General features: G+C 44.6%; 21 protein-coding genes and 1 pseudogene. 5 read left to right on the top strand and 17 right to left on the bottom strand.

The genetic code is table 11. The features are described 5' to 3' along the window. Positions 1-92: 92 nt before the first annotated feature. The 3 genes and pseudogenes from U5K77_03490 to U5K77_03480 all read right to left on the bottom strand — a co-directional run bounded on the left by U5K77_03490 (position 93) and on the right by U5K77_03480 (position 3808). Entirely contained in the window at positions 93-1316 is a 1224-nt protein-coding gene (locus tag U5K77_03490; GenBank protein ID MDZ7744788.1) for a cation:proton antiporter, read from the bottom strand. A 62-nt stretch (positions 1317-1378) separates the two neighbouring features. Further along, entirely contained in the window at positions 1379-1930 is a 552-nt protein-coding gene (locus tag U5K77_03485) for a cation-translocating P-type ATPase C-terminal domain-containing protein (protein ID MDZ7744787.1), read from the bottom strand. After that, positions 1919-3808 (bottom strand): annotated as a pseudogene (locus tag U5K77_03480) (cation-transporting P-type ATPase). The gene U5K77_03485 and the pseudogene U5K77_03480 overlap by 12 nt, the downstream one beginning before the upstream one ends. Positions 3809-4012: 204 nt before the next feature. Here U5K77_03480 and U5K77_03475 point away from each other — a divergent pair. After that, a complete protein-coding gene (locus U5K77_03475; protein MDZ7744786.1) occupies positions 4013-5326 on the top strand; it encodes a ferric reductase-like transmembrane domain-containing protein in 1314 nt (437 codons plus the stop codon). A 70-nt stretch (positions 5327-5396) separates the two neighbouring features. On the opposite strand, the gene U5K77_03470 is transcribed toward U5K77_03475, so the two are convergent. Beyond that, on the bottom strand, positions 5397-7049 hold the full coding sequence (locus tag U5K77_03470; protein ID MDZ7744785.1) for a hypothetical protein: 1653 nt from the start codon (positions 7047-7049) through the stop codon (positions 5397-5399). A gap of 66 nt (positions 7050-7115) precedes the next feature. Further along, positions 7116-8480, bottom strand: coding sequence for a magnesium transporter (gene mgtE, locus U5K77_03465; protein MDZ7744784.1), 1365 nt, complete (start codon positions 8478-8480; stop codon positions 7116-7118). A gap of 141 nt (positions 8481-8621) precedes the next feature. Between mgtE and U5K77_03460 the strand changes: the two genes are divergently transcribed. Beyond that, positions 8622-9146, top strand: coding sequence for a YbhB/YbcL family Raf kinase inhibitor-like protein (locus U5K77_03460; protein ID MDZ7744783.1), 525 nt, complete (start codon positions 8622-8624; stop codon positions 9144-9146). On the opposite strand, the gene U5K77_03455 is transcribed toward U5K77_03460, so the two are convergent. Further along, positions 9133-9717 carry a protein-L-isoaspartate O-methyltransferase gene (locus U5K77_03455; protein MDZ7744782.1) on the bottom strand — a complete coding sequence of 195 codons (585 nt, stop codon included), beginning with the start codon at positions 9715-9717 and terminating at the stop codon, positions 9133-9135. The two genes, U5K77_03460 and U5K77_03455, sit on opposite strands and share 14 nt — an antisense overlap. 142 nt (positions 9718-9859) lie before the next feature. Here U5K77_03455 and U5K77_03450 point away from each other — a divergent pair, with 142 nt between their 5' ends. Then, positions 9860-10021, top strand: a complete 162-nt coding sequence (locus U5K77_03450) for a hypothetical protein (GenBank protein ID MDZ7744781.1) — start codon at positions 9860-9862, stop codon at positions 10019-10021. A 114-nt stretch (positions 10022-10135) separates the two neighbouring features. On the opposite strand, the gene U5K77_03445 is transcribed toward U5K77_03450, so the two are convergent. Then, a complete protein-coding gene (locus U5K77_03445) occupies positions 10136-10993 on the bottom strand; it encodes a hypothetical protein (GenBank protein ID MDZ7744780.1) in 858 nt (285 codons plus the stop codon). Positions 10994-10997: 4 nt separating this feature from the next. Next, positions 10998-11660: a tRNA (guanosine(37)-N1)-methyltransferase TrmD gene (gene trmD, locus U5K77_03440; protein ID MDZ7744779.1), complete on the bottom strand. Its 663-nt coding sequence runs from the start codon at positions 11658-11660 to the stop codon at positions 10998-11000. Between the two features lie 65 nt (positions 11661-11725). Between trmD and cas2 the strand changes: the two genes are divergently transcribed. After that, on the top strand, positions 11726-12208 hold the full coding sequence (gene cas2, locus U5K77_03435; protein MDZ7744778.1) for a CRISPR-associated endonuclease Cas2: 483 nt from the start codon (positions 11726-11728) through the stop codon (positions 12206-12208). A gap of 257 nt (positions 12209-12465) precedes the next feature. On the opposite strand, the gene U5K77_03430 is transcribed toward cas2, so the two are convergent. The 6 genes from U5K77_03430 to U5K77_03405 all read right to left on the bottom strand — a co-directional run bounded on the left by U5K77_03430 (position 12466) and on the right by U5K77_03405 (position 15491). Next, positions 12466-12840 carry a KH domain-containing protein gene (locus U5K77_03430; GenBank protein MDZ7744777.1) on the bottom strand — a complete coding sequence of 125 codons (375 nt, stop codon included), beginning with the start codon at positions 12838-12840 and terminating at the stop codon, positions 12466-12468. Positions 12841-12898: 58 nt separating this feature from the next. Next, complete coding sequence (gene rpsP, locus U5K77_03425) at positions 12899-13342, bottom strand: 30S ribosomal protein S16 (GenBank protein ID MDZ7744776.1); 444 nt, start codon at positions 13340-13342, stop codon at positions 12899-12901. 195 nt (positions 13343-13537) lie between these two features. Next, on the bottom strand, positions 13538-14230 hold the full coding sequence (rnc, locus tag U5K77_03420; protein ID MDZ7744775.1) for a ribonuclease III: 693 nt from the start codon (positions 14228-14230) through the stop codon (positions 13538-13540). An 88-nt stretch (positions 14231-14318) separates the two neighbouring features. After that, positions 14319-14822 (bottom strand): NUDIX domain-containing protein, encoded by a 504-nt coding sequence (locus U5K77_03415; GenBank protein MDZ7744774.1) that lies wholly within the window; start codon positions 14820-14822, stop codon positions 14319-14321. A 5-nt stretch (positions 14823-14827) separates the two neighbouring features. Further along, positions 14828-15298: a transcription antitermination factor NusB gene (nusB, locus tag U5K77_03410; GenBank protein MDZ7744773.1), complete on the bottom strand. Its 471-nt coding sequence runs from the start codon at positions 15296-15298 to the stop codon at positions 14828-14830. Between the two features lie 49 nt (positions 15299-15347). After that, positions 15348-15491, bottom strand: coding sequence for a hypothetical protein (locus tag U5K77_03405; protein ID MDZ7744772.1), 144 nt, complete (start codon positions 15489-15491; stop codon positions 15348-15350). 121 nt (positions 15492-15612) lie between these two features. Between U5K77_03405 and U5K77_03400 the strand changes: the two genes are divergently transcribed. After that, positions 15613-15879, top strand: a complete 267-nt coding sequence (locus U5K77_03400) for a hypothetical protein (GenBank protein ID MDZ7744771.1) — start codon at positions 15613-15615, stop codon at positions 15877-15879. Here the strand turns inward: U5K77_03400 and leuS are convergent. From leuS to U5K77_03385, 3 genes are read right to left on the bottom strand one after another with little or no spacing between them, the layout of a single operon-like run. Beyond that, a complete protein-coding gene (leuS, locus tag U5K77_03395; protein MDZ7744770.1) occupies positions 15876-18338 on the bottom strand; it encodes a leucine--tRNA ligase in 2463 nt (820 codons plus the stop codon). The two genes, U5K77_03400 and leuS, sit on opposite strands and share 4 nt — an antisense overlap. A 42-nt stretch (positions 18339-18380) precedes the next feature. Further along, entirely contained in the window at positions 18381-19304 is a 924-nt protein-coding gene (locus tag U5K77_03390) for an aminotransferase class IV (GenBank protein ID MDZ7744769.1), read from the bottom strand. Positions 19305-19312: 8 nt separating this feature from the next. Next, a complete protein-coding gene (locus U5K77_03385) occupies positions 19313-20479 on the bottom strand; it encodes a D-alanine--D-alanine ligase family protein (GenBank protein MDZ7744768.1) in 1167 nt (388 codons plus the stop codon). Positions 20480-20647 lie beyond the last annotated feature (168 nt).

Below are 20647 nucleotides of genomic sequence, written 5' to 3'. Positions count from 1 at the left end.
ATTTCTACTGTTAATGTACTACTTTTATAAAATTTATGCAAAATGCTTCCGGTTATATTGCCATAAACTTAGGTTGCATTAAAAAGTATGTACTAGGCGTGAACATCGGATGATGGCATCTCGCTCAAGGCGTTGCTGCGGGTAGTTGGATGAGCCTGGCTCATGATTCTTCTGCTTAAAATACTTACGAATATCGGAGCGACGACGCTGGTAACGATAACCATGCCGATAACAGCCGAAAGCAATTCTGGCGGTAAAATACCTTCCCCGAAACCTAGAAACGCTACTGCTAACGCAGTTGCAAGTTGCGGTATTGCTGACGATCCAACTAACATGCTAGAAAGATTATCAAGCCCACTCAGCCGTGCGCCGATCCAGCCGCTGAAAAACTTTGAAATAACCAGTGCTACCACAACAACAAATGTAATAATCAGCGGACGCAAGCCTTCTGTAAAAACCGATAAATCGGTGTTCGCACCAACTGACACAAAGAATATAGGCACAAAGAACCCGTAGCTAATGGCGTGCAGCTTGGCTTTAATAATTGCGCTATCCATAGCATGTGATAAGATCATGCCGCCGAAGAAACCGGCAATTATAGCGTGCAAACCGATGAACTCAAAGAACACCACTAAGCCGATTAAGACTAATATGGTAAAGCGTAATTCCCGCTCAAACATATCGGGAGCATCCTTAGCGGGACGCGGCACAACCAGCCACCGTACCCGCGGCAGCACCCAGGCAAAAGCTCCTAGTAGAACCATAGCGAACGGATAAACCAATAGCGAACTCACGCTTGGGCCGCCACCGGTTGCAAATTGTAAAAACACTGAAAGCAGCAGCAGGCTCAGTGCATCAATAATAACCGTTGAACTAACAATGGTTCGCCCAAGTTTGGTTGTTAATATGTTGTTGGCTTGAAATTGTGGCAACAACATGGCAATTGCTGGCGACATAAACACGATGCCCATAAGAATTGCGGGGGTTAAACCATAACCAAAACTCAAGATAATTCCTGTCCCGACCAACGGCGGTAATATTCCAATAAACAGACCGATTATCGCGATATCGGCTTTTATGTCTTTTAGCTCCGAAAGTTTTGCCTCCAGCCCCGCCATAAACATCAAAAATACCAACCCGATAGTTGCCAGGAAATCTATGGTCTCGTTACCGCTGAACCAACCGAAGCCATTTGGACCGGCAATGATTCCACCAACAATAAGCGACACTACCCATGGAATGCGCGCTCGAGCAAACGCCCAAGAGAAGACTACGGCAATGAGCAATATAATAAAAAATGGGATAAATTCTTGCATAGTTTAGCTACTCGCCTATTATTTAACCACAGGGTTAGGTCTTACCCAACAATGCTTGTGTTTTAACGGAAATCTGGGTCTATCTTTTTAATAATAAAGAACTTGTGTAATTCACCAGCAGCGATAATCGGAGCCATCGCGATAACCGTCGTGATCAAGAAGTGCTGAACTGAAATTGGTTCAAGCGACAATACCCCCTGAAGCGGCCCGAACAAAGCCAGCATCTGTGTAACTACCGCAATAGTCAACCCAACGTAGAAAGCTTTGTTCATAGTCTTGATACGGATAAATATGGATTGCCACAAGCTTCGGCCGTTAAACGCATCAGCCCATTGCATCACTACAAGCGCACTGAAAGCGATAGTTCGGGCATAATCTTCGCTCATAAACTGGTTGAAGTAATGGAACAAGCTTAGGGTTACGGTTGCCATAACGGCGGCAATAAAAATCATCCGGCTTATCACGACCTTACCAAGAATCGGCTTGTTAGGCTTGCGCGGTTTACGGCGCATAACATCGCTTTCGCCCGGCTCCAAACCTAACGGGATAACCATAGCAGTATCGGTAACCAGGTTAATCCACAAAATCTGAACCGCTAGTACTGGAACCGGCATACCAATCAGTAAAGCTACCATAAATGTTAAAGCTTCACCGGCACTCGTCGTCAGTAATAAGAAAAGCATTCGCCGAATGTTGTCAAAGATCTTCCGACCTTCGCTCAAGGCGGCAGTAATGCTCTTGAAATTATTGTCAAGCAGTATGATATCACCAGCATCTTTGGCTATCTCAGAACCGCTACCCATGGCAAACCCAATATGCGCGTTAGTCAAGGCCGGTACATCATTAACACCGTCGCCAGTCATGGCGGTAATATCATGCTCTTTTAATACTTCAAGAATGCGATGTTTGTGCTCCGGAATTACGCGGGCAAAAACTCGAGAATTCTTGACTGTTTCCGACAGTTCTTCGTCGCTCATGTCTTTTATACGACGGCTATCAAATACTTGGTCGCGTGAATCACACAGTCCGAGCTGGCGGCCTATGCTGTATGCCGTCTCAAAGTGATCACCGGTAATCATTCGTACCGTAATACCGGCGCGTTGAGCTTCGCGGATTGCCCCCTTTGATTCTGGGCGTAGTTCATCGGCAACCGCAATGAGTGCCAAAAACTCAATCGGTACGCCTTTGAGCTCATCAAGATCTTTAACTTGTTTATCGTTGACCCGACCCAGCGCAATAACCCGGAGCCCTTGTGACGATAGCTCAGTAAGCTCCGCCTCCACCTTGCTTTTTTCAGCTGCAGTCAGTGTTGTCTTTTCCAGTATACGCTCAGGTGAACCCTTCAGATAAATGCAGTGTTTGCCCTTATGTTTCCAGACGTTTCCACTCATTGCTACAACCGGATCGAACGGATGGCTGGAAACTTGTTCGTATGATTCTTTGCTTGGCGAATGTTTTTTGGCATAGGCGATGAAGGCTTCGTCCAGCGGGTCGTGTGCTACATCGTTTTTGCGGTTGGTACTTAGTAATAAGTAAGCGGCGGTCTGGCTTAAATCAGCTTTTGGATCCAGGTGCCACAAAGTGTTTACCTCCAGTAGATTCTTGGTGAGCGTGCCGGTCTTGTCACTGGCAATTGTGGTGATCAGCCCGATATTCTCAATGGCTGCCATATTCCGAACCAAAGCCTTGCGGCGAGCCATCCGACGCATGCCAAACACCAAAACAACCGATATAGCTACTGGCAAACCTTCCGGTATAACCGATACAGATAAAGCCAGTACAAAGTGAACCGCCTCTGCAAAACTAGTATCTCTGAAAAGACTTAAAATAATCAAGAATACCGCCAACACAGCAACAACACCGACAATATATTCAATTAGTTTGTCTATTTTTTGCTGTACCGGCGAGCTGGTTTCGCGGTTTTGAGCCAATACAGCAATTTTGCCAAACTCTGTATCGTTGCCGGTTGCAGTTACTAGTGCTGTAATTTCGCCGTCGACAATAAACGAACCCGAAAAGAGCATGTTTTTCTGGGAATACGTTTCTTGTTCACCGGATAATGCAGCATCTTGTTTGGTAACGGGAGCCGATTCGCCGGTCAGTAATGACTCGTCCGCACGCACATTGCTAGCATTAATGATACGAGCGTCAGCCGGAACTTTCTGACCTTCATACAATCTGATGATATCACCTGGTACCAGTTCTTCGACCGGTATTTCTGCCGTTTTATTATCACGCCAGACTTCGACCTTAGCGGCATCATATTTTTTGAGTGTTTTAAGGACTCTCTCTGTAGAAAACCGTTGGATATAATATATAGCTGCGCTAATTGAGATTATGACTAGAATTATTATAGCGTCCAGGCTTTCACCCATGAAGAAGCTGATACCGGCTGCCAAGAACAGTATGGCCATAAAAATACTACGAAATGGCTCGATAATCTTCTTCCAAAGGGGCTCGCCCTTTAAGGTCAAAGCGTTTGGCCCATACTGCTCGGTTCGCTGTTACCTTACTTCAGGCTAACAAACCCGCTTCGCTAGATTCAAGTGAATGCAAGGCCTCATTAGTGGACTGATTATAATATGGCTTCATATGTTTTGATTTAACCTGATTAAGCTTAGTGTATCATAAAATGCTTTTCGGCGAGTTAATTGTTTTATGCGCGCGAATTACGCTATACTGTTTATGATTAATTTATGGATGTAGACAAAAAAATACGGTTCAGCCCCGGACTAGCGATCAGCTTATTTATCATACTCATCCCCTCGCTCGCCTGGATGATTGGGTTCGACTTTGCCGATAAAGATCTTATTGAAATTATCGGTCATATTGTAAAACGAACGGCAGCTTTTGCCGGTATGGCAATGTTTGCTTGGTCACTAATACTAAGCGGGCGTTTTAAGTTCCTAGATACATGGTTTAGAGGGCTTGATAAAGTTTATGTGGCACATAGATTTTTCGGTACCGCTGCTTTGGCACTCCTGTTGTTCCACCCTCTTGGCTACACCATACTGCACATAGCAGATAACGGTGCCGGTAATCTTCTTCAACATTTTCTTGGTTTTAGCGACTTAGCGGTTGCGCTGGGTCGGGTTTCGCTCTACGGTCTTATTCTTATTGGATTATGGTCAATTTTTTTCAAAGTTCGACACGAAACATTTATCGCGGTTCACAGGTGGCTTGGAGTGCTATTTGTTATTGGCGCGGTACACGCCTTTTCATCCGGTCCTGAGTCAGTGCTGGCAAACAATCAGTTTATGTGGTGGTATATGTTCATACTGTCACTTACCGCTACGCTAACCTTCATTCACTATTCATTGCTGGCCGACTTCCTCCATCCTTATTATAAATACAAGGTTTCCAACGTTCACGTGTTACCGGGTGGCGTTATTGATATTGAGCTTGAGCCAAAATACCGAATCCCTAGCTTTAAACCAGGGCAGTTTTTTTACGTGGCGTTTGATGCTATGGACGCCGAAGAATATCACCCCTACTCTGTCGCTTCGAGCAATGATAGCTCAAAGATGCGATTTTTAGTCAAACAACTTGGAGACTACACTAATAAACTGGCTGATTTAAAACCAGGTACTAAAGCTCGCCTGAAAGGACCTTACGGCGGCTTCACTTTTAATGACAAAAAACATGGTAAACAGCTATGGATTGCTGGTGGTATTGGTGTAACGCCGTTTTTGAGTAAGGCGCACAGCCTTCGCTTCAGTAAACTAGCCCCCGAGGTCAAAATGTTTCACTGTGCTCGGGCAGACGAAGAGGCGATTGACAAAGATATCCTGGACATAATCGAACAAGGTCATCGAGCCTTTGATTACACCTGTCTGCCGGAAAATGAATTTGGCATAATTTCTCTGAAAGATATCGCTGAGCAGATTGGCGAGCTAGATGATTATGCGATATATATATGCGGCCCGCCCGGTATGTTGAAAGCTTATGAAAGCCAGGCACAGGAGCTTGGTCTCGACAATCAGCTATATTTTGAAGAATTTAGTTTTTAACACTGTTTTACAAGTAGCTGAAATCGCACCACTTTAATATAAAAACTTTGCTTGCAAGCGACCGACCCTTTTATGTTTGTGGGTTTGGTGTGTTTTCAAGTTCGAAAGTCGGCTCGGTCATTGGATCGGCTGGTTCATCCAAGCCCGGTAATGGCCTATTGAGTTCATCCAGTAACTGTTGAATCGGTACAGTATCAGATGGTGGTTCTATCTCAAACTCTGAGCCTAGCGGTTTGGCTTCAAAATCAAGTGTGACATAAATATCATTGTCTGCTTGTTCAAACTGCAATGTAGCTTGGGTAGTATGCGTCTTTATATTGGTCTCAATGTCAAATTCAGCCGATAAACCAGAGTCACCTTCATAAAACCGCATGAACATAGGAACACTGTCTCCTCCCTGGTAGGATTGGCCGATCTCTGTATAATTGTTTTCATTATCGTTATCGGTTACACGAATCTTGTGCACTAATTTAGTCCGAGTATCTATCCAAACTTCGATTTCATCCTCTATCTCGCTCTCTGTATCGCGCTGGCATGATTCCTGAGCCGATGATTTCCACTCCTCGATTTGCTGACTATCAACGTCCTCTTGATTTTGTACGGCATCGGTTGATAAGACCGAATCAGCCAGCTCATAACAGAACGCCGCAGCATTATCCAGGTCTACAGTCGCTTCATATCGGTTGGCTGTCACATTATCCTCAAGACTCTCTGTCCCCTTAAAATCACCCATCTTCAGTACTGCGCGTTCATCATCGGAGGTAAACAGTCTGTCACGGATAGGAGTAATTGCCGCTTGAGTAATTTCGGTAAGTTCTTCGGCCGTCAGTAGTTCGTCTTCTTGGTCGTCACGTTCAAAAGCATCAACAATATCATCTGGCGCGGACGTTTCTAGCCAATCGCCCGACACCTCTATCCATTGTCCGTCATAGTTTGAGATACCCGGCATAAACATATCAAGCCCAAACGAATCAATCCCTGTAATCCTAAAGTAGCTATCTGGGAAAACCGCATCTTCGGGTTGTTCGGTCAAAAAATCAACCTCCATACTTGCGTTTTCCCCATCAGCTGACAAATCAAACGCTAGACTACTATCAATAACCTCATCTGTATAGCGTGCACTCATCGAACCGGTAATAATTCCCCCTTCGAAAGCTGCGTCAAGCTGGGCACTAAAATCCATGCTTTTGAGAGTGTCGAGAGATTCTTGCTCGACGCTCGACAACACAATTTCTTCGAAAGCTTCACCTGATCGCTCCATGCCAGCCGCCCAAACATTTTCTGGTCGGTTGGGGATATACCAACCAAACACGCCAGCAGCTCCTAAGGCAAGTAATGATATTGTTATGGCTATGGCGACCTTAAGAGACATTTTCTTTTTCTTGTTGATTGGTTCCGGCTGTTTGGCAACCTCTGGAGTTCCTAGAGAAGGAGTACTATTTTGCACGTCTGGCTTATCTTGGCTTGGTAATTCACCTGTAGCTGATTGTGCTGGCTCCGCCGAAGTTGATTCGGCCGGCTTGCTAGTATCTGAAGACTCTACCGGGTCAGAATCTAGTCCAGTCGGTTGGTTGGTCGGATTTTGTGGCTGAATTGTTTGGTCAGGTTGCACTGATTGCTCGTTTGTGGAATCTGTTGATTCTTGTGCCTGTTGGTTTAAGTTTTCAGACTGATTGCTTACACTATCGTCTTGATTTTCTGGCTTATTCTTGTCGCCATCCATTAGCTTTATACCTCTAATTGCTTACGATTATAAATCATTGTTAAAAACTATAACACAGCACACTGTTTATGCCAGTTGTCCTAGCAGCGCCGTGGCAATAGAAAAGTAGATGACCAGACCCATCACATCGGCGACTGAGGTGATTAACGGCCCGCTAGCAACCGCTGGGTCTATCTTCAATCTAGAGAGTAAAAACGGCAACAAGCTACCAAGCAAGTTCGTTAGAACAACAATAACTGCCATAGATAGACCGACAATTAACCCAATAACCGGACCGCCTCGAATCATACCGACTCCAGCGCTGGCAATACCAAGCACTATAGCCAAACTTATACCAACCGCCATTTCCTTATAAATTGTTTTAAACCACTGAGATAAACGAACCTCTCCGGTGGAAATCGCTCGTATCATGAGCGTAGCTGATTGTGCTCCCGCATTTCCGCCGCTGTCGATAAGCAACGGGATAAAGAAGGCCAGTGCCAATGCGGCGGCAAGTGTTTCTTCGTAAGCCGCGATGACTCCGGATGAGGCCAGGTTTATAACCACCAACCCAATCAACCAACCGGCTCGACGGTGTACCAGTCGCCACACTCCGGCTTTTTGATAGCTTACATCAAGATTGGCTATGGCCGATGTTTTATGAAAATCCTCAGTTGTCTCTTCTTGGGCAACTTCGATAACGTCGTCAAAAGTCACAATACCAATCAACGTATCCCCGGAATCAACAATCGGTATAACCGACAGTTTGTGACTATTCATTAACCGAACAGCGTGCTCCCTGTCGTCATAAGCCGACAGACTAATGACCCTATCATCCATGATACTTGTCACGCCTTGATCTGATTCAGCTAGTATTAACCGGTTAAGTTCGATAAAACCCGACAGTTTCCATGTCTTGTCGACCACATACACTACATTGATGGTTTCGCTTTCTTTGGCTCGATCGCGCATGTGTTCAAGCGCTTTTTCTACTGTCCAACTATCTTTCACAGCCACAAAATCAGGGGTCATTAAGCGTCCGATACTATCTTCGGGGTAGCCAAGCAATTTAACGGCTTCTGCTCTATCTTCAGGCTCTAACATATTGAGCATCCGTCTAGTAACTTTGGCGGGCATCTCCTCAATCAGATTGACGCGCTCATCGGGTTTTAAGGAGTGCAGCAGCTTGGCTGTCTCTTCCTTACTTAAGCCCTTTAGAAGCTGTTCTTCCTGATGAAACTCTAAGCGACGAAAAACTTTTGAAGCAAGGGTTCTTGGGAGCAAGCGAAATACCAGCGTGGATTGGGCATCGCTGAGCTCATCGATTATCTCAACAACCGTCTGCGTGTGAAGGCGTTTTAAGTACGTACGCAGATTAGAAATCTGACCCGCATGGATGAGTTCCCTGACTTCATGTACGTGCTCGTGAGTTTTTGTGTGACTTTTTGGCATACACCTATTAAACCATAGTAATGAAAAAACCCGTTGAGTAGGCGGCATTTTAGTCTTTTCATGTCGATAGCGATAAAATTATCATAGTGACAGCTTTCTAGTTTAGCTAGAATTTGGGTATTAGAATGGGAGGTATATAAGATGACAATAACTAGTTCGGCCTTTCGACACGAAGAAATAATTCCAAGCTCTTACACCTGTGATGGAGATAATGTGAATCCTCCTCTTACGTTTTCCGATATACCAAAAGATGCTGCCGGTTTGGCATTGATTATTGATGACCCGGACGCACCTGCAGGACTGTTCACTCACTGGATGCTGTATGATATGTCACCAGCCACACTGCAGATACTTGAAAATTCTATTCCTAAAACCGGCCTTCAGGGCAAAAACGATTTCGGTAACCAAAATTACGATGGTCCTTGTCCACCTGACGGTAAACATAGATATTATGTAACATTGTTCGCCCTTAAATCGCCAACCAAACTTGAAAAAGGTGCCACTAGACAGCAACTAGACAACGCGCTTGAAGGAAACGTCCTAGAAAAGGCAGTATTTATGGGATACTACGAAAAACCAAACAACACTAGTCTGCCTGACGGCAATAATTTAGATAATTATACCGATGATCGAAACACCACAGACGGTCAGGTCATTGGTGCTTAATTAAGGGTACGAAAAGATAACCCGGGTGCTGCATGTCACGAAATTTATCTGACGATAACTTGTCAATCACATGAACAGAACCTTCGACTGGTATAACCGCGCGGCCGCCAACTTTCAACTGCTGCAACAACTCATCAGGCAGCGAACCAGCCGCTGCACTTACCAAAATCCGATCATACGGTGCGTGCCTTGGCAGACCATACACCTCGCCTGCCTCAAAAAAGGCAACATTATCAATCCCCTCCCGTGAGCAATTATCCTCACCAAATTTTTTAAGCTGAGGCACTTTTTCTACAGCGTAAACCCTCCCCTCTTTACCGACCAGATTGGCCAGTAAAGCACTGGTCCAACCTGAACCGGAGCCGACATCAAGAATTTTTTCGTTTTTTTGAACCTCCAGCCACTCCAACATCCGGCGTACCGTCGATGGTTGACTATTGGTTTGACCATAACCGATTGGGAGCGGACTATCTAAATCTGCTTTGTGTTTTATATCATCGGGTAAAAAATCTTTTCTTTTTATCACCCTAAAAGCTCGCTCTACTGGATCTACTTGGTTGTTCTTTGACATACCAAAACCCCTTTCTATGGTAAATTCTACGTAAAGAACACTCAATATGCAGCCGGTTTGTTCACATATCCTCCGCTTTTAATGTAATACGCACAGTTTATAAATAATAGTTAGCTTAGTAAAAACTGGTACAATAAAGCTTATGCAAATACTTTTTACATTACTGGTTCTAATTATATGGACGGCTATCTGCGCTTACGGCATACGGCAGAGTTATAAACGACGTTCTAAGCCAATATTACTGGTTTGGGTTAGCATGTTTATCATCGTTAGCGTCTACATAATACTTACGCTTATTGATTAAGCAATTTATTAGGGCTAAACGGCTCATAAATTCTATTGATTTACCGCAATAACTGCCTATTTACCATGGTTTCTATGCCACCAAGGCACCCCAAACTACAACTGCAGTCACGTATCAACCTATACGATTTACCTGCCTTAAAGCACCGGGCATGTCTTGTACAAATTGTCTCGTTGCATCATTTGACAGAGGATATGCGCTTGCCAAATCGACCAGGCTGAACCCAGCATAGCTCGCAGACTTTAACATTCGTAGTGCTCGCTGCCTATTTTCTGCATACTCCTGTACGACCTCACCAGCCGCGTCTGAATCCGCATCGAAGAACTTAGCGCACATACTTTCTAATCTGTCGATCGAAAGTCTTGACGCCACTCTATAAGGAAGGAAGGCTGCATATTGCTCAGTATCTGTGTCACTAAATTCATCGTCTTTACCTATCGTCAAAAACTTTCGAATATGTGAATCCTGTTTTAGCTCGGCGTGAAGGTCGTTAATACCAAGAGAACTAGTTACCCCTAAAGATACCGCGTATGTGTAGAGCATCTTTATTCCTGCATCTCGCGCAAAACACAAATCTGAATTATCGCCAATTGGCTTAATGGAATGATAAGCGTCTGATATAAACGCTCTCAGTGTACTGGCCGCCACACTTACTTCTACTTTTTCATCACGAACTCTCACGGCATCTACCCCTGTCTTTAGCGCACCTAAAGCATCATTTTCAAATATTACATGTAGCCGATCAGAGTCATGGACGAGCCTGTCCAGTTTCTCCACCCAAGCTTGTTCGAGCCCATATGAAGCAAGAGAAGCTACTATATACTCCCCTTCGCCAGCTACTAACTCCTTCAAATCGGGCACATTTGGCTCAATATCATCAGGGAGACTAATTATATCCTCCACGCTACTAAAAACTTCGCGTGCGTAACGCGTCTCATCGAATAAATCTTTTGGATTATCACTCTGTTCCATAGTTTTATTGCACTCTATTGTCCTGGCTATCCTGCTGATTACGCCATTTATTAATCTCGGCGTGATGACCGCTCAGCAGTACGTCCGGCACGTGTAATCCTCGGAATTCCTCCGGTCGTGTATATTGCGGGAATTCTACTGATTTGTCATCCTGCTGGAAACTCTCAATTTCAGCAGACGTTTCGCCACCGAGCACTCCAGGCAAAAGCCGCACCACGCTATCTATGACCACCATTGCCGGCAATTCTCCGCCTGTTAAAACATAGTTGCCGATGCAAAATTGTTTATCAATCCAACTTGTGACGCGCTCATCATAACCTTCATAACGAGGACAAACTAAAATCATTCCCTTAGCTTTAGCGGCCAATCGCTTGGCGTCAGACTGCTTATACGTCTTACCGCGAGGCGTCGGCATAATCACTGTAGCGCTTGGATCGTTCTTTTTAGCCTGCTCAATCGCTGATACGAGCGGCTCAACCATCAATAGCATGCCGTCACCGCCGCCATACGGCGTGTCATCAACCTGCTTTCGCGAGCCTAAACCAAAGTCGCGTAGGTTTACATACGCAAACTCAACCGCGCCCTTATCTTGCGCCTTCCAGAGCATGCTAGCGTTTAGCACACCTTCAAACATCTCTGGAAACAATGATACAATTTGCACTTTCATCCAAATCATTATACCAAATATCACACGACTTTCATATTTTCGACGGCCGTCGTAAAATTGAAAGTATGTCTCGTTTAACACCCACAACACAATATATACTCAAATCCCTTGTTCCCTATACCAAGGCAAACTTGTTGCTCAGTTTCCAGCCTTCTAAGTTTTTTGCAGAGCTAGAACGAGTAGAAAAAATTTCTGCAAACACATTGCAAACGGCCTATTACCGTGCTATTAAGTCTGGCTTGCTTATCCTAGACGATAACGGAGTTCCAAGACTGACCGACAAAGGTCGGCATCGTGTAAAACTATACAAGCCTAAACGCCTTGAGGCGGGGGCGTTTCTGCTGGTGGTGTTTGATGTACCCGAAGACGAGCGATACAAGCGTCAACATCTGAGAGATCTATTAAAGGAACTGTCCTTCAAGAAAATACAGCAAAGCGTTTGGGCTACTGAATACGATCATCGTGATTACCTAAAGGCTGAAATCAAGGAGTACAAACTTGAAAAATACGTACAGATTTTTGAAGCCGTGTCACTTAAAACATCCTGACTTTCACATTTACGACGGCCGTCGTAAATGTGAAAGTCGTGGGACTGTTGGGTGATGATACAAAAAGAACCCCTTTAGGGGTTCGCTTTGTCACATAAGGCTCCCACCCGCGACATAATCACGAGTGGCTCGCAATGAGCCCTTACAATGTTTTTGTTTTTAATTGCCGGAGGTTGCGGCCGTCGATAACTACTTAAATATACCGCAACCTCTGTTCTAATACAATACTTTTTATGGATATACTGTGGATATCTGTGTTACACGTCTAGGTCGTCAAACTCTTCCAGTTCTTTTCGTGTCTTGCTGGCCACTGAATCTTCATCATTATCGTCCGCTACAGTTTCCGTATCCTCACTCTGGGCTTCTGGTGCTTCAGCTTGATCACCGTTATCGATAATTTTTAAATTATATCGGGCATCGTTTTTAGTACCTAGTGCACGTAGTAACGTACGTAAACTCTGAGCAGTTGCCCCACGCTTACCAATAACACGTCCTAAGTCGTCCGGGTCAACAGTAAGTTCTAGTAACACACCTCTTTCATCTATAGTGCGTTCAACTGTTACCGCATCCGGTTTGCCAACCAGTGATTTGACGATATATTCGATGAATTGCTGATCAATATCTTTAGCCATGACTGATACTCCTCCCATTACTGTCTTTGCAGTTTTATTATACCAAATTAAGGTTCAATTATTTGTCAGACTCTGCTTCTTGGCTTGGCTTATCATCTGCCACTTCAGTGGCATCTTCTGTATTCTTATCCGGCGCCTCATCAGCTGCTTCGGCGACCTCTTCTTTGGGTGTTTCTTCAGTAGATTCTTCTGTTTTTTCTTCTGCGGGACGATTCTTCCGAAGTTTATCTGTATTTTTAATAGAGCGCTTCTTTGAGTCAGTCAGTTCAACCCATTTTGGCAGCTTAACGCCTTCACTTTTTAGAAGTCGGGCGACACGCTCCGACGGTTGAGCACCGTTCTGTAAATAGTAAGAAGCTTTGTCTTTATCAACAACCGCTTCCTTGCTGTGTGGATTATAATACCCCAGACTGGCAACTAGTTTACCGCTGGTAGGGGTCCGGCGCGAGTCTTGAACTACGACGCGGAATTGAGCGTGACCTTTACGGCCAGTACGCTGCATACGAATGACTAACATCCCTATCTCTCTTTCTTGTTAAATGAATAATTACTAACCTGTGCATTTTACAGGGAATGACCTCTGTTGTCAATCAATTAATCAACCAATCCTTCATTCTTTTTTGAAACTACCATGCAAGACTATGCACAGAAGACTTATATTTTTGGCGTGGTAGGCTTTCTGAGCCTAATATGTTCTTTATTGGTATTTTTTGAGTGCAGACTCGGCAGCAGAAACCTGACCAGCCTGCTTGCTTGGTCCTTCGCCCTGACCCTTCATAGCACCATCGACATACACTCCAACGGTAAACACTTTATCGTGGTCTGGACCTTCTTCACTAAGAACCTTGTACTGAGGTGTATGCCCTTCAGTGCTCTGGACAAGTTCTTGCAACTGCGATTTTGGATCCATCCAAGAACCTGTTTCAAGGATTTCTTTAAACGTCACGAGCAAACTCTCCGTAATAAATTTCTTAGCAGCTTCATAGCCCTGATCTAGGTAGATAGCACCGACAACTGCTTCATAACTGTTGGCTAAAATCTGTGCGCGAGCACGATCTGTTCCACGCTTTTCGCCGCGGCTTAAACGCAGTAGTGGCTCAAACTCGTACCTCTCGGCAGCTGCGCCAATGCTTTCAGTTCGCACCAGGGCACTACGCCAATTAGTAAGTGTGCCTTCCGGATCGGTGAAGTTTTCGTACAAGTATTCTGTAACTACCAGTTCAAGTACAGCATCACCCAAAAACTCAAGTCGCTCATTGTGCTCTCGAACTGATTTACGATGCTCGTTTAAATATGAACGATGCGTAAAAGCGGTTATGAGTAGATCTAGATCGTTAAACTCAATTTCGAGTTTTTCTTTTGCAAATTTTTTATACGGTGTGGTGTCCATAGTTTGTTACTTATGCTGACAGATAAAAGCCAGTAAACTGTACGGCATATTGCCCATTTACTCGTTCCTATCTACCTGCTTGCTCCTTTCATGAATGTGAATTACGAATTTTTTTAAGTGCCAACAAAATTAGCTTACCAATATCATCATATTCTATCCTATCAAGTGCTTCGGGCGCCGAAAACCACTGAATACCATTCATCCATTCTTCGGGTTTGAGTTTATCAGTGTCACTGAGAGCCTTCACTAAAAATATTTCGGTTGTCATTAATACAAGACTATTAGTACGTCGGTAACGGAAATTTATCTTACCTAACCAGTTGAGTACTCTAACCTGTTGAAGGCCGGTTTCTTCCCGAATCTCACGCTCTGCAGTCTGTTTTGCTGACTCACCTTCTTCGATGTGACCTTTCGGTATAGTCCAGCGGTTCTTGGCATCTTGAATCAGCAGGATCTCTACCTGCTTAGACTTTGGGTTGTGACGAAATATAACTCCGCCTGCAGTTGGCTCCCGCACAACTTCGTTGATAGCTGGACGCCGCTGAGATACAAACTTCTTAAACCCTCTTATTGGCTTTGGTCGTTTCACCATTTATCTTACTTCTCTTCCTTAGGCTTTGCTGGTTTCTCTGGTTCTGATTGCGGACTGTTTTGTTTTAAAACCGTCCCCAGCACACCATTTATAAATTTGCTTGAATTTTCTCCACCAAATGCTTTAGCGAGTTCGACTGCTTCGTTGATGACTACCTTTGGTGGCACTTCTGCTTCGTGTAGCAGCTCATACGCGCCCATCCTTAGTACCAACCGATCCATTCTCGCAATCTGATCAAGCGGCCACTCTGGAGCAATTGGTTGAATTATGTCATCAAGAGACTGCTGTCTTTGATTGACTCCATTTACCAATCTTTCAATAAACGTCCGGTCATCTACCATTGCCTTGTAGCGACTAATGTTACGCTTAAGAATGCTTGAGAGTTTTACATTCTTATCATTACACTCTTGTCGAAACTCCTGTTCGTATAGCGTTTGCAAAGCAATGATTCGGCCGAGATGTCGATTTGCGCTCATATTGTTAAACTAATTCCTAGCTCCAGTATAACCTACCGGCGAAGCGTACTTAAGCTTTTTTGCCGGTTTCTTTTTTGGTTGTATATGCCTTGACTGGCGACTTGGCGTTTACTGCGCGCGCTAACTTAACTACCAGATGGCTGCGCCGTGTACCGGTCGCACGATGACTTGTTCGCTTCTTTGGTTTACCCATACGAGTACAGAGCTCCTGCTTACCTAATTGATGAATGTTATGATGTATAGTAGCCTAAAACTACAATAAACTCAAGTAGTTAGGCATTGACTTTTTAATATATTAATGTTATAGTACAACAATGAACTTTTTTCGACGCAGCACTCTCGACACCTCATCAATCGATGAGTTTGAAGAACAAAGGCTAGCACTCCAACCCGACCTATATAAACTAGCTCATGAAACCGCAGTTGCTAACGGTGAGGTTGTAGATTTATTCCCTACCGAAAAAGACCCCTTAAGCCATCGAGTCATTGGTGATTACCCTGTTGCTGGCCATGTCAAAGTTGTTCCAGCCGCTGAACATAGACATAGCGTTGAATTATTCGATCAAGACCAGGTTGGCTAGACTACAAAGTTAACTAGTTTATTTGATACGTAGATTGATTTTTTTAGATGCTGATCTTTTAGATAACTAGCTACTTTTTCTTCGGTTTTTGCAGCCTGTAAAATAGTCTCTTTATCTGCATCAGGTGCAACACTAATATTAGCGCGGACTTTGCCGTTAACTTGCACGACTATGTTCATCATATCTGCAATCAGGTATTGGTCATCGTGTACAGGCCAGTCACTTGTATGAATAGTGCTTTTGTAACCCAGATCGTGCCACAGTTCTTCTGCAATGTGTGGTGCAAATGGCGCAAGAAGCTGTAGAAGCGTAGCTAAAGACGACCGCCACTCACGCGCATCAAAATCGTCATCGGACTTTATTTTATATAGCGCATTAGTGTATTCCATCAACGCTGCGATGGCAGTATTAAAGTTCATTTCGTGCAAATCTTCGCTCACCTTCTTGATGGTTTTATGAGTCTCCCTTAGAATTTGCTGCGAAGCAGCGTTATCTTGACTTTGGACTTTGGAGATTGGAGTTTGGACTCTCTCTAGGTACTCTTGAACAAGCGACCAGACTCGAGCTACAAAACGGTGAGTACCCCCAACTGTCTCAGAACTCCACGGCGTAGTCTGATCGTATGGTGCCAAAAACGTAATTGCTAAGCGCAAGGCATCAGCTCCGTAACCTGCATCAAGGATTTCGTTCGGATTTACAATATTACCTTTACTTTTACTCATCTTTGAGCCGTCTTCGGCCAAAATTATGCCTTGTCCGCGGCGAGCTAAATACGGCTCTGGAGTCGGCACTAGACCTATATCATAAAAGAATTGGTGCCAAAATCGGCTGTACAAAAGATGTAGCGTGGTGTGCTCCATGCCGCCAAGATATAAATCTACCGAACCCCAATACTCTAGCTTTTTCTTATCTGCAAATGCACGGTCGTTGTGAGCATCGTAGTAACGTAAATAATACCAACTGCTCCCCGCCCAGTTCGGCATAGTGTCGGTTTCGCGCTTGGCAGCTCCGCCGCATTTTGGACAGTCGACGCTCACCCAGTCTTCAATTTCTGCAAGCGGGCTTTCGCCACTATCGGTCGGTTCGTAATGTTCTACCGGTGGCAATTTTACTGGCAACTGGCTGTCGGGAACAGGCACAGCTCCGCATTTTTTACAGTGGATAATCGGAATAGGCTCGCCCCAGTAGTGTTGACGGCTAAAAATCCAGTCACGTAAGCGGTAGTTGACCTGTTCCTCAGCCATATCCTTATTGGCTAGAGCTGCCACGATTTTATCGCGTGCTTCACTGGAGGATATACCGTTATACTCACCTGAATTGACCATCTCACCCTCACCGGTGTAACAGCCTTCAAAGCCCTTTGGCGCTTGAACCACTTCTATAATCGGTAAATCAAACTTCTTGGCAAAACCGTGATCACGTTCATCATGAGCCGGGACTGCCATAATTGCGCCAGTGCCGTATCCGGATAGCACGTAGTCAGCAATCCAGATTGGAACTTTCTCATGACTGATTGGGTTAATGGCGTACGCGCCGGTAAACACACCGGTTTTTTCACGATTTGTGTCTTGGCGTTCAATCTCGCTCTTGGCCTGAGCTTGCTTGACATAGGCTTCTACGTTTTTGCGTTGTTTTTCTGTAGCAATCTGTTCTACTAAGTCATGCTCTGGTGCCAATACCATAAACGTTGCCCCAAACAGCGTATCTGGCCGCGTAGTAAAGACTTCGATTTGTTTTGACTTTGAGCCCTCAACTTTAAACTTGATCACGGCTCCTCGTGAGCGGCCAATCCAGTTGATTTGCTGGTCAGCGATACGGCTTGGGTAATCCACTGTCTCTAGTCCGTCAATCAAACGATCAGCATAATCGGTGATACGTAGCAACCATTGATTGAGCTCTTTCTTCTCCACCGGTGTGTCGCAGCGCTCGTGCGTGCCGTTTACAACTTCTTCATTCGCAAGACCTGTCTTACATTTTGGGCACCAGTTAATGGCAATCTCTTCCTGATATGCCAAGCCTTTGTTAAAGAACTGTAAAAACAACCACTGCGTCCACTTGTAATAATCCGGATCGGTTGTCTTAAAGCTACGCGACCAATCGATGCTATAGCCTAGGCTTTCGAACTGTTCTTGGAAGTTAGCAGCGTTTGTCTCGGTTGCTACTTGCGGTGCGACTTTATTCTTAATGGCAAAGTTTTCGGTCGGTAAACCAAACGCATCATAGGCCATCGGATACAGCACATTGTACCCTGTCATTCGCTTATAGCGCGCCAGTATATCGCCTAGCGTGTATTCGCGGATGTGTCCCATATGCAGACCGTCACCAGATGGGTAGGGGAACTCGGTGAGCATGACAAACTTTGGCCGCGACTCATCAAAATCCAGCGCTCTATAAATGCCCTGGCCAGCCCAAGTTTTCTGCCACTTCGGCTCTATCTCTTTCGGGTTGTAACGTTTCATATCAATTAACACCTTATCACATCTGATAGATTGTCACCACTGTTACGCTACATTACGCCAGTGCGGGAAGCGTTTATCGGTGCCGCGCTGGATGGCTTCTAGATCTTTCATCAGTTTCTTGGTAATTATACCTGGTTTACCGTCACCGATTGGACGACGATCAATCGACAAAATTGGCGTCACCCGAACCGATGTACCACACAAAAATGTCTCGTTTGCTTTATACAGCTCAGTACGGTCAATGCTCCGCTCCTCTACCAAAATATTGTCCTCCTTGGCGATTGATAGTAACGAGTCGCGGGTAATTCCCTCTAGAATGTCCGTCGATGTATCTGGCGTCACAAGCTTATCGCCGCAAACTATAAACAGATTCGCAACAGTGCTTTCGGCAACGTGGCCGTTATGATCTAGTGAAATTGCATCATCATAACCGTTCAATATCGCCTCGTTTTTCATTAGTGCTGCATTTATATAGCTCCCATTCACCTTAGCTTTGGCTGGAATTGAATTGTCTGAATTACGCACCCAACTAGAGACACACAGGTGAGCCCCAGACGAAGGTAAAATTTCACCGGCTGGATATACGTACACGCTTACACTGTTTTTCAAGCCGTGAATTTTGGTACCAGACTGGATTTCATCGATAAACACGGTAACACGCACCAGAGCATCTTCTTGGACTTTGTTGATCTTTAGTAGCTCCAGCACGACGGACTCAAACTTTTCATACGTCCAAGATTCTACAAACCCGTGTAAGTCCATAATCCGCGCAGAGTTAACCAGCCGCTTATAGTGATCTTTCATCCGAAATACATATAATTGCTGCTCTTGCTCATTCCAATTGACCGGAATAACCGTATAGACACTTAACCCATACAAAACCGGAGAGCTGGCAATGCTAAGCTTAGCCTCCTTGAATGGAACAAAACTTCCTCTTAGATAAGCTTTTGATTGTGTGAGTTTCATAACTTAACCTAAAATTGTTTGAGGTAGTTGGTGTTAAATACTGTATTTTGCCGTTGTTGTTCCTGCCAGCGCTCTTCGGCCAACCTCACTAATGTCTGCACCAGCTCAATACTGCTTAATCCAGCTGCACGCCAGTTGTGGGCGTACAACCCACCAGGCAACGGATTGACCTCATTAAAGTAGACTGTGCCATCTTTCTTATCGATAAGCATGTCTATGCGCGCTGTCCCTGCAAGCCCAAGCGCTTTGTAAGTGTCTATCCCTACCTTTTCTGCTTTTTCATACAGTGCTTTGTCTAGTTTAGCTGGTAGTTCGCTGTAGCCTTGCGCACCTTTTGACCCACCTGACTTGCCGCCTTTTTTACCGCCCTGTAGGTACTTGGTGTCAAAATCAAAGAAGTCTTCCGGGCTGGTAAGTGGGCGCTCCAATAAAGCTGGTTTTAGCTCCTCATTGCCAAGAATTGGCAAAGTTACTTCAATAAGATTTGGCACTTCTTCTTCAACTAATACTTTGGTGTCGTAGTGGCAAGCTACCTCTATAGCATTTTGTAGCTCACTACGGTTCTTGACCCGTGATATCCCTATGCTAGAGCCAAGATGAGCTGGTTTTACGAATAATGGGTATTTCAAATCTTTTTCAATGTTATCGAGAATTTGCTTGGGTTTTTGAGCAAAATTATCACGCATAAAATACTGGTAAGCGGCAACCGCTACATCTTGCGACTCGGCAACCTGTTTAGCCAATACTTTGTCCATACTTAAGACACTGCCGTCAATATCACAGCCAACAAATGGTACATTAGCCATACGCAGCAAACCCATAAGGCTGCCGTCCTCGCCGTACGTTCCGTGCATTGCCGGAAACACAAGATCTACTTTTTTGATGGTTTTTCGGCCAGCGATACCGCTGGATTTTATAAGCGTCATGCCACCGTCAAACTGCACACTGACAGGGTTTGATTTATGGAGAAAATCACGGATATCTCCAGAGGTGAACAGTTTAATATCCTTGAGTTTGTCATCCCAATACCAAGCTCCGTCTTTAGATACATATATTGATTCTACTTTGTATTGCTTTGTGAGCTCCAAAGGTTTTATAACACTGGCTAGTGCCGTAACAATTGATACATCATGCTCAGTTGATCTGCCGCCGAAAATAACCGCTATCGTTTTCATAAATCTAGCTTATATCACATTTACTACAATTTCAACCTACAATTAACGTATACAATTAGCTAACTACCTAATATCAACGTATAATTTCTTCACTTTATGTCCGATCGGACATAAAGTGAGGATTTTTGCTTAATTCTAGTCGTCAATCAGGATAGAGCAAATCCAGCG

Source organism: Candidatus Saccharibacteria bacterium (assembly GCA_034521515.1).
Classification (GTDB): Bacteria; Patescibacteriota; Saccharimonadia; order Saccharimonadales; family JAXHMH01; genus JAXHMH01.
Note: the sequence above shows the minus strand (reverse complement) of the source record. Positions and strands in the feature narration are given on the sequence as shown.

Bases quoted from the DNA above. Each gene is read 5' to 3' on its own strand.
- U5K77_03490 (MDZ7744788.1), bottom strand. From the start codon at position 1,316: ATGCAAGAATTTATCCCATTTTTTATTATATTGCTCATTGCCGTAGTC.
- U5K77_03485 (MDZ7744787.1), bottom strand. From the start codon at position 1,930: ATGCCGGTTCCAGTACTAGCGGTTCAGATTTTGTGGATTAACCTGGTT.
- U5K77_03475 (MDZ7744786.1), top strand. From the start codon at position 4,013: ATGGATGTAGACAAAAAAATACGGTTCAGCCCCGGACTAGCGATCAGC.
- U5K77_03470 (MDZ7744785.1), bottom strand. From the start codon at position 7,049: ATGGATGGCGACAAGAATAAGCCAGAAAATCAAGACGATAGTGTAAGC.
- mgtE (MDZ7744784.1), bottom strand. From the start codon at position 8,480: ATGCCAAAAAGTCACACAAAAACTCACGAGCACGTACATGAAGTCAGG.
- U5K77_03460 (MDZ7744783.1), top strand. From the start codon at position 8,622: ATGACAATAACTAGTTCGGCCTTTCGACACGAAGAAATAATTCCAAGC.
- U5K77_03455 (MDZ7744782.1), bottom strand. From the start codon at position 9,717: ATGTCAAAGAACAACCAAGTAGATCCAGTAGAGCGAGCTTTTAGGGTG.
- U5K77_03450 (MDZ7744781.1), top strand. From the start codon at position 9,860: ATGCAAATACTTTTTACATTACTGGTTCTAATTATATGGACGGCTATC.
- U5K77_03445 (MDZ7744780.1), bottom strand. From the start codon at position 10,993: ATGGAACAGAGTGATAATCCAAAAGATTTATTCGATGAGACGCGTTAC.
- trmD (MDZ7744779.1), bottom strand. From the start codon at position 11,660: ATGAAAGTGCAAATTGTATCATTGTTTCCAGAGATGTTTGAAGGTGTG.
- cas2 (MDZ7744778.1), top strand. From the start codon at position 11,726: ATGTCTCGTTTAACACCCACAACACAATATATACTCAAATCCCTTGTT.
- U5K77_03430 (MDZ7744777.1), bottom strand. From the start codon at position 12,840: ATGGCTAAAGATATTGATCAGCAATTCATCGAATATATCGTCAAATCA.
- rpsP (MDZ7744776.1), bottom strand. From the start codon at position 13,342: ATGCAGCGTACTGGCCGTAAAGGTCACGCTCAATTCCGCGTCGTAGTT.
- rnc (MDZ7744775.1), bottom strand. From the start codon at position 14,230: ATGGACACCACACCGTATAAAAAATTTGCAAAAGAAAAACTCGAAATT.
- U5K77_03415 (MDZ7744774.1), bottom strand. From the start codon at position 14,822: ATGGTGAAACGACCAAAGCCAATAAGAGGGTTTAAGAAGTTTGTATCT.
- nusB (MDZ7744773.1), bottom strand. From the start codon at position 15,298: ATGAGCGCAAATCGACATCTCGGCCGAATCATTGCTTTGCAAACGCTA.
- U5K77_03405 (MDZ7744772.1), bottom strand. From the start codon at position 15,491: ATGGGTAAACCAAAGAAGCGAACAAGTCATCGTGCGACCGGTACACGG.
- U5K77_03400 (MDZ7744771.1), top strand. From the start codon at position 15,613: ATGAACTTTTTTCGACGCAGCACTCTCGACACCTCATCAATCGATGAG.
- leuS (MDZ7744770.1), bottom strand. From the start codon at position 18,338: ATGAAACGTTACAACCCGAAAGAGATAGAGCCGAAGTGGCAGAAAACT.
- U5K77_03390 (MDZ7744769.1), bottom strand. From the start codon at position 19,304: ATGAAACTCACACAATCAAAAGCTTATCTAAGAGGAAGTTTTGTTCCA.
- U5K77_03385 (MDZ7744768.1), bottom strand. From the start codon at position 20,479: ATGAAAACGATAGCGGTTATTTTCGGCGGCAGATCAACTGAGCATGAT.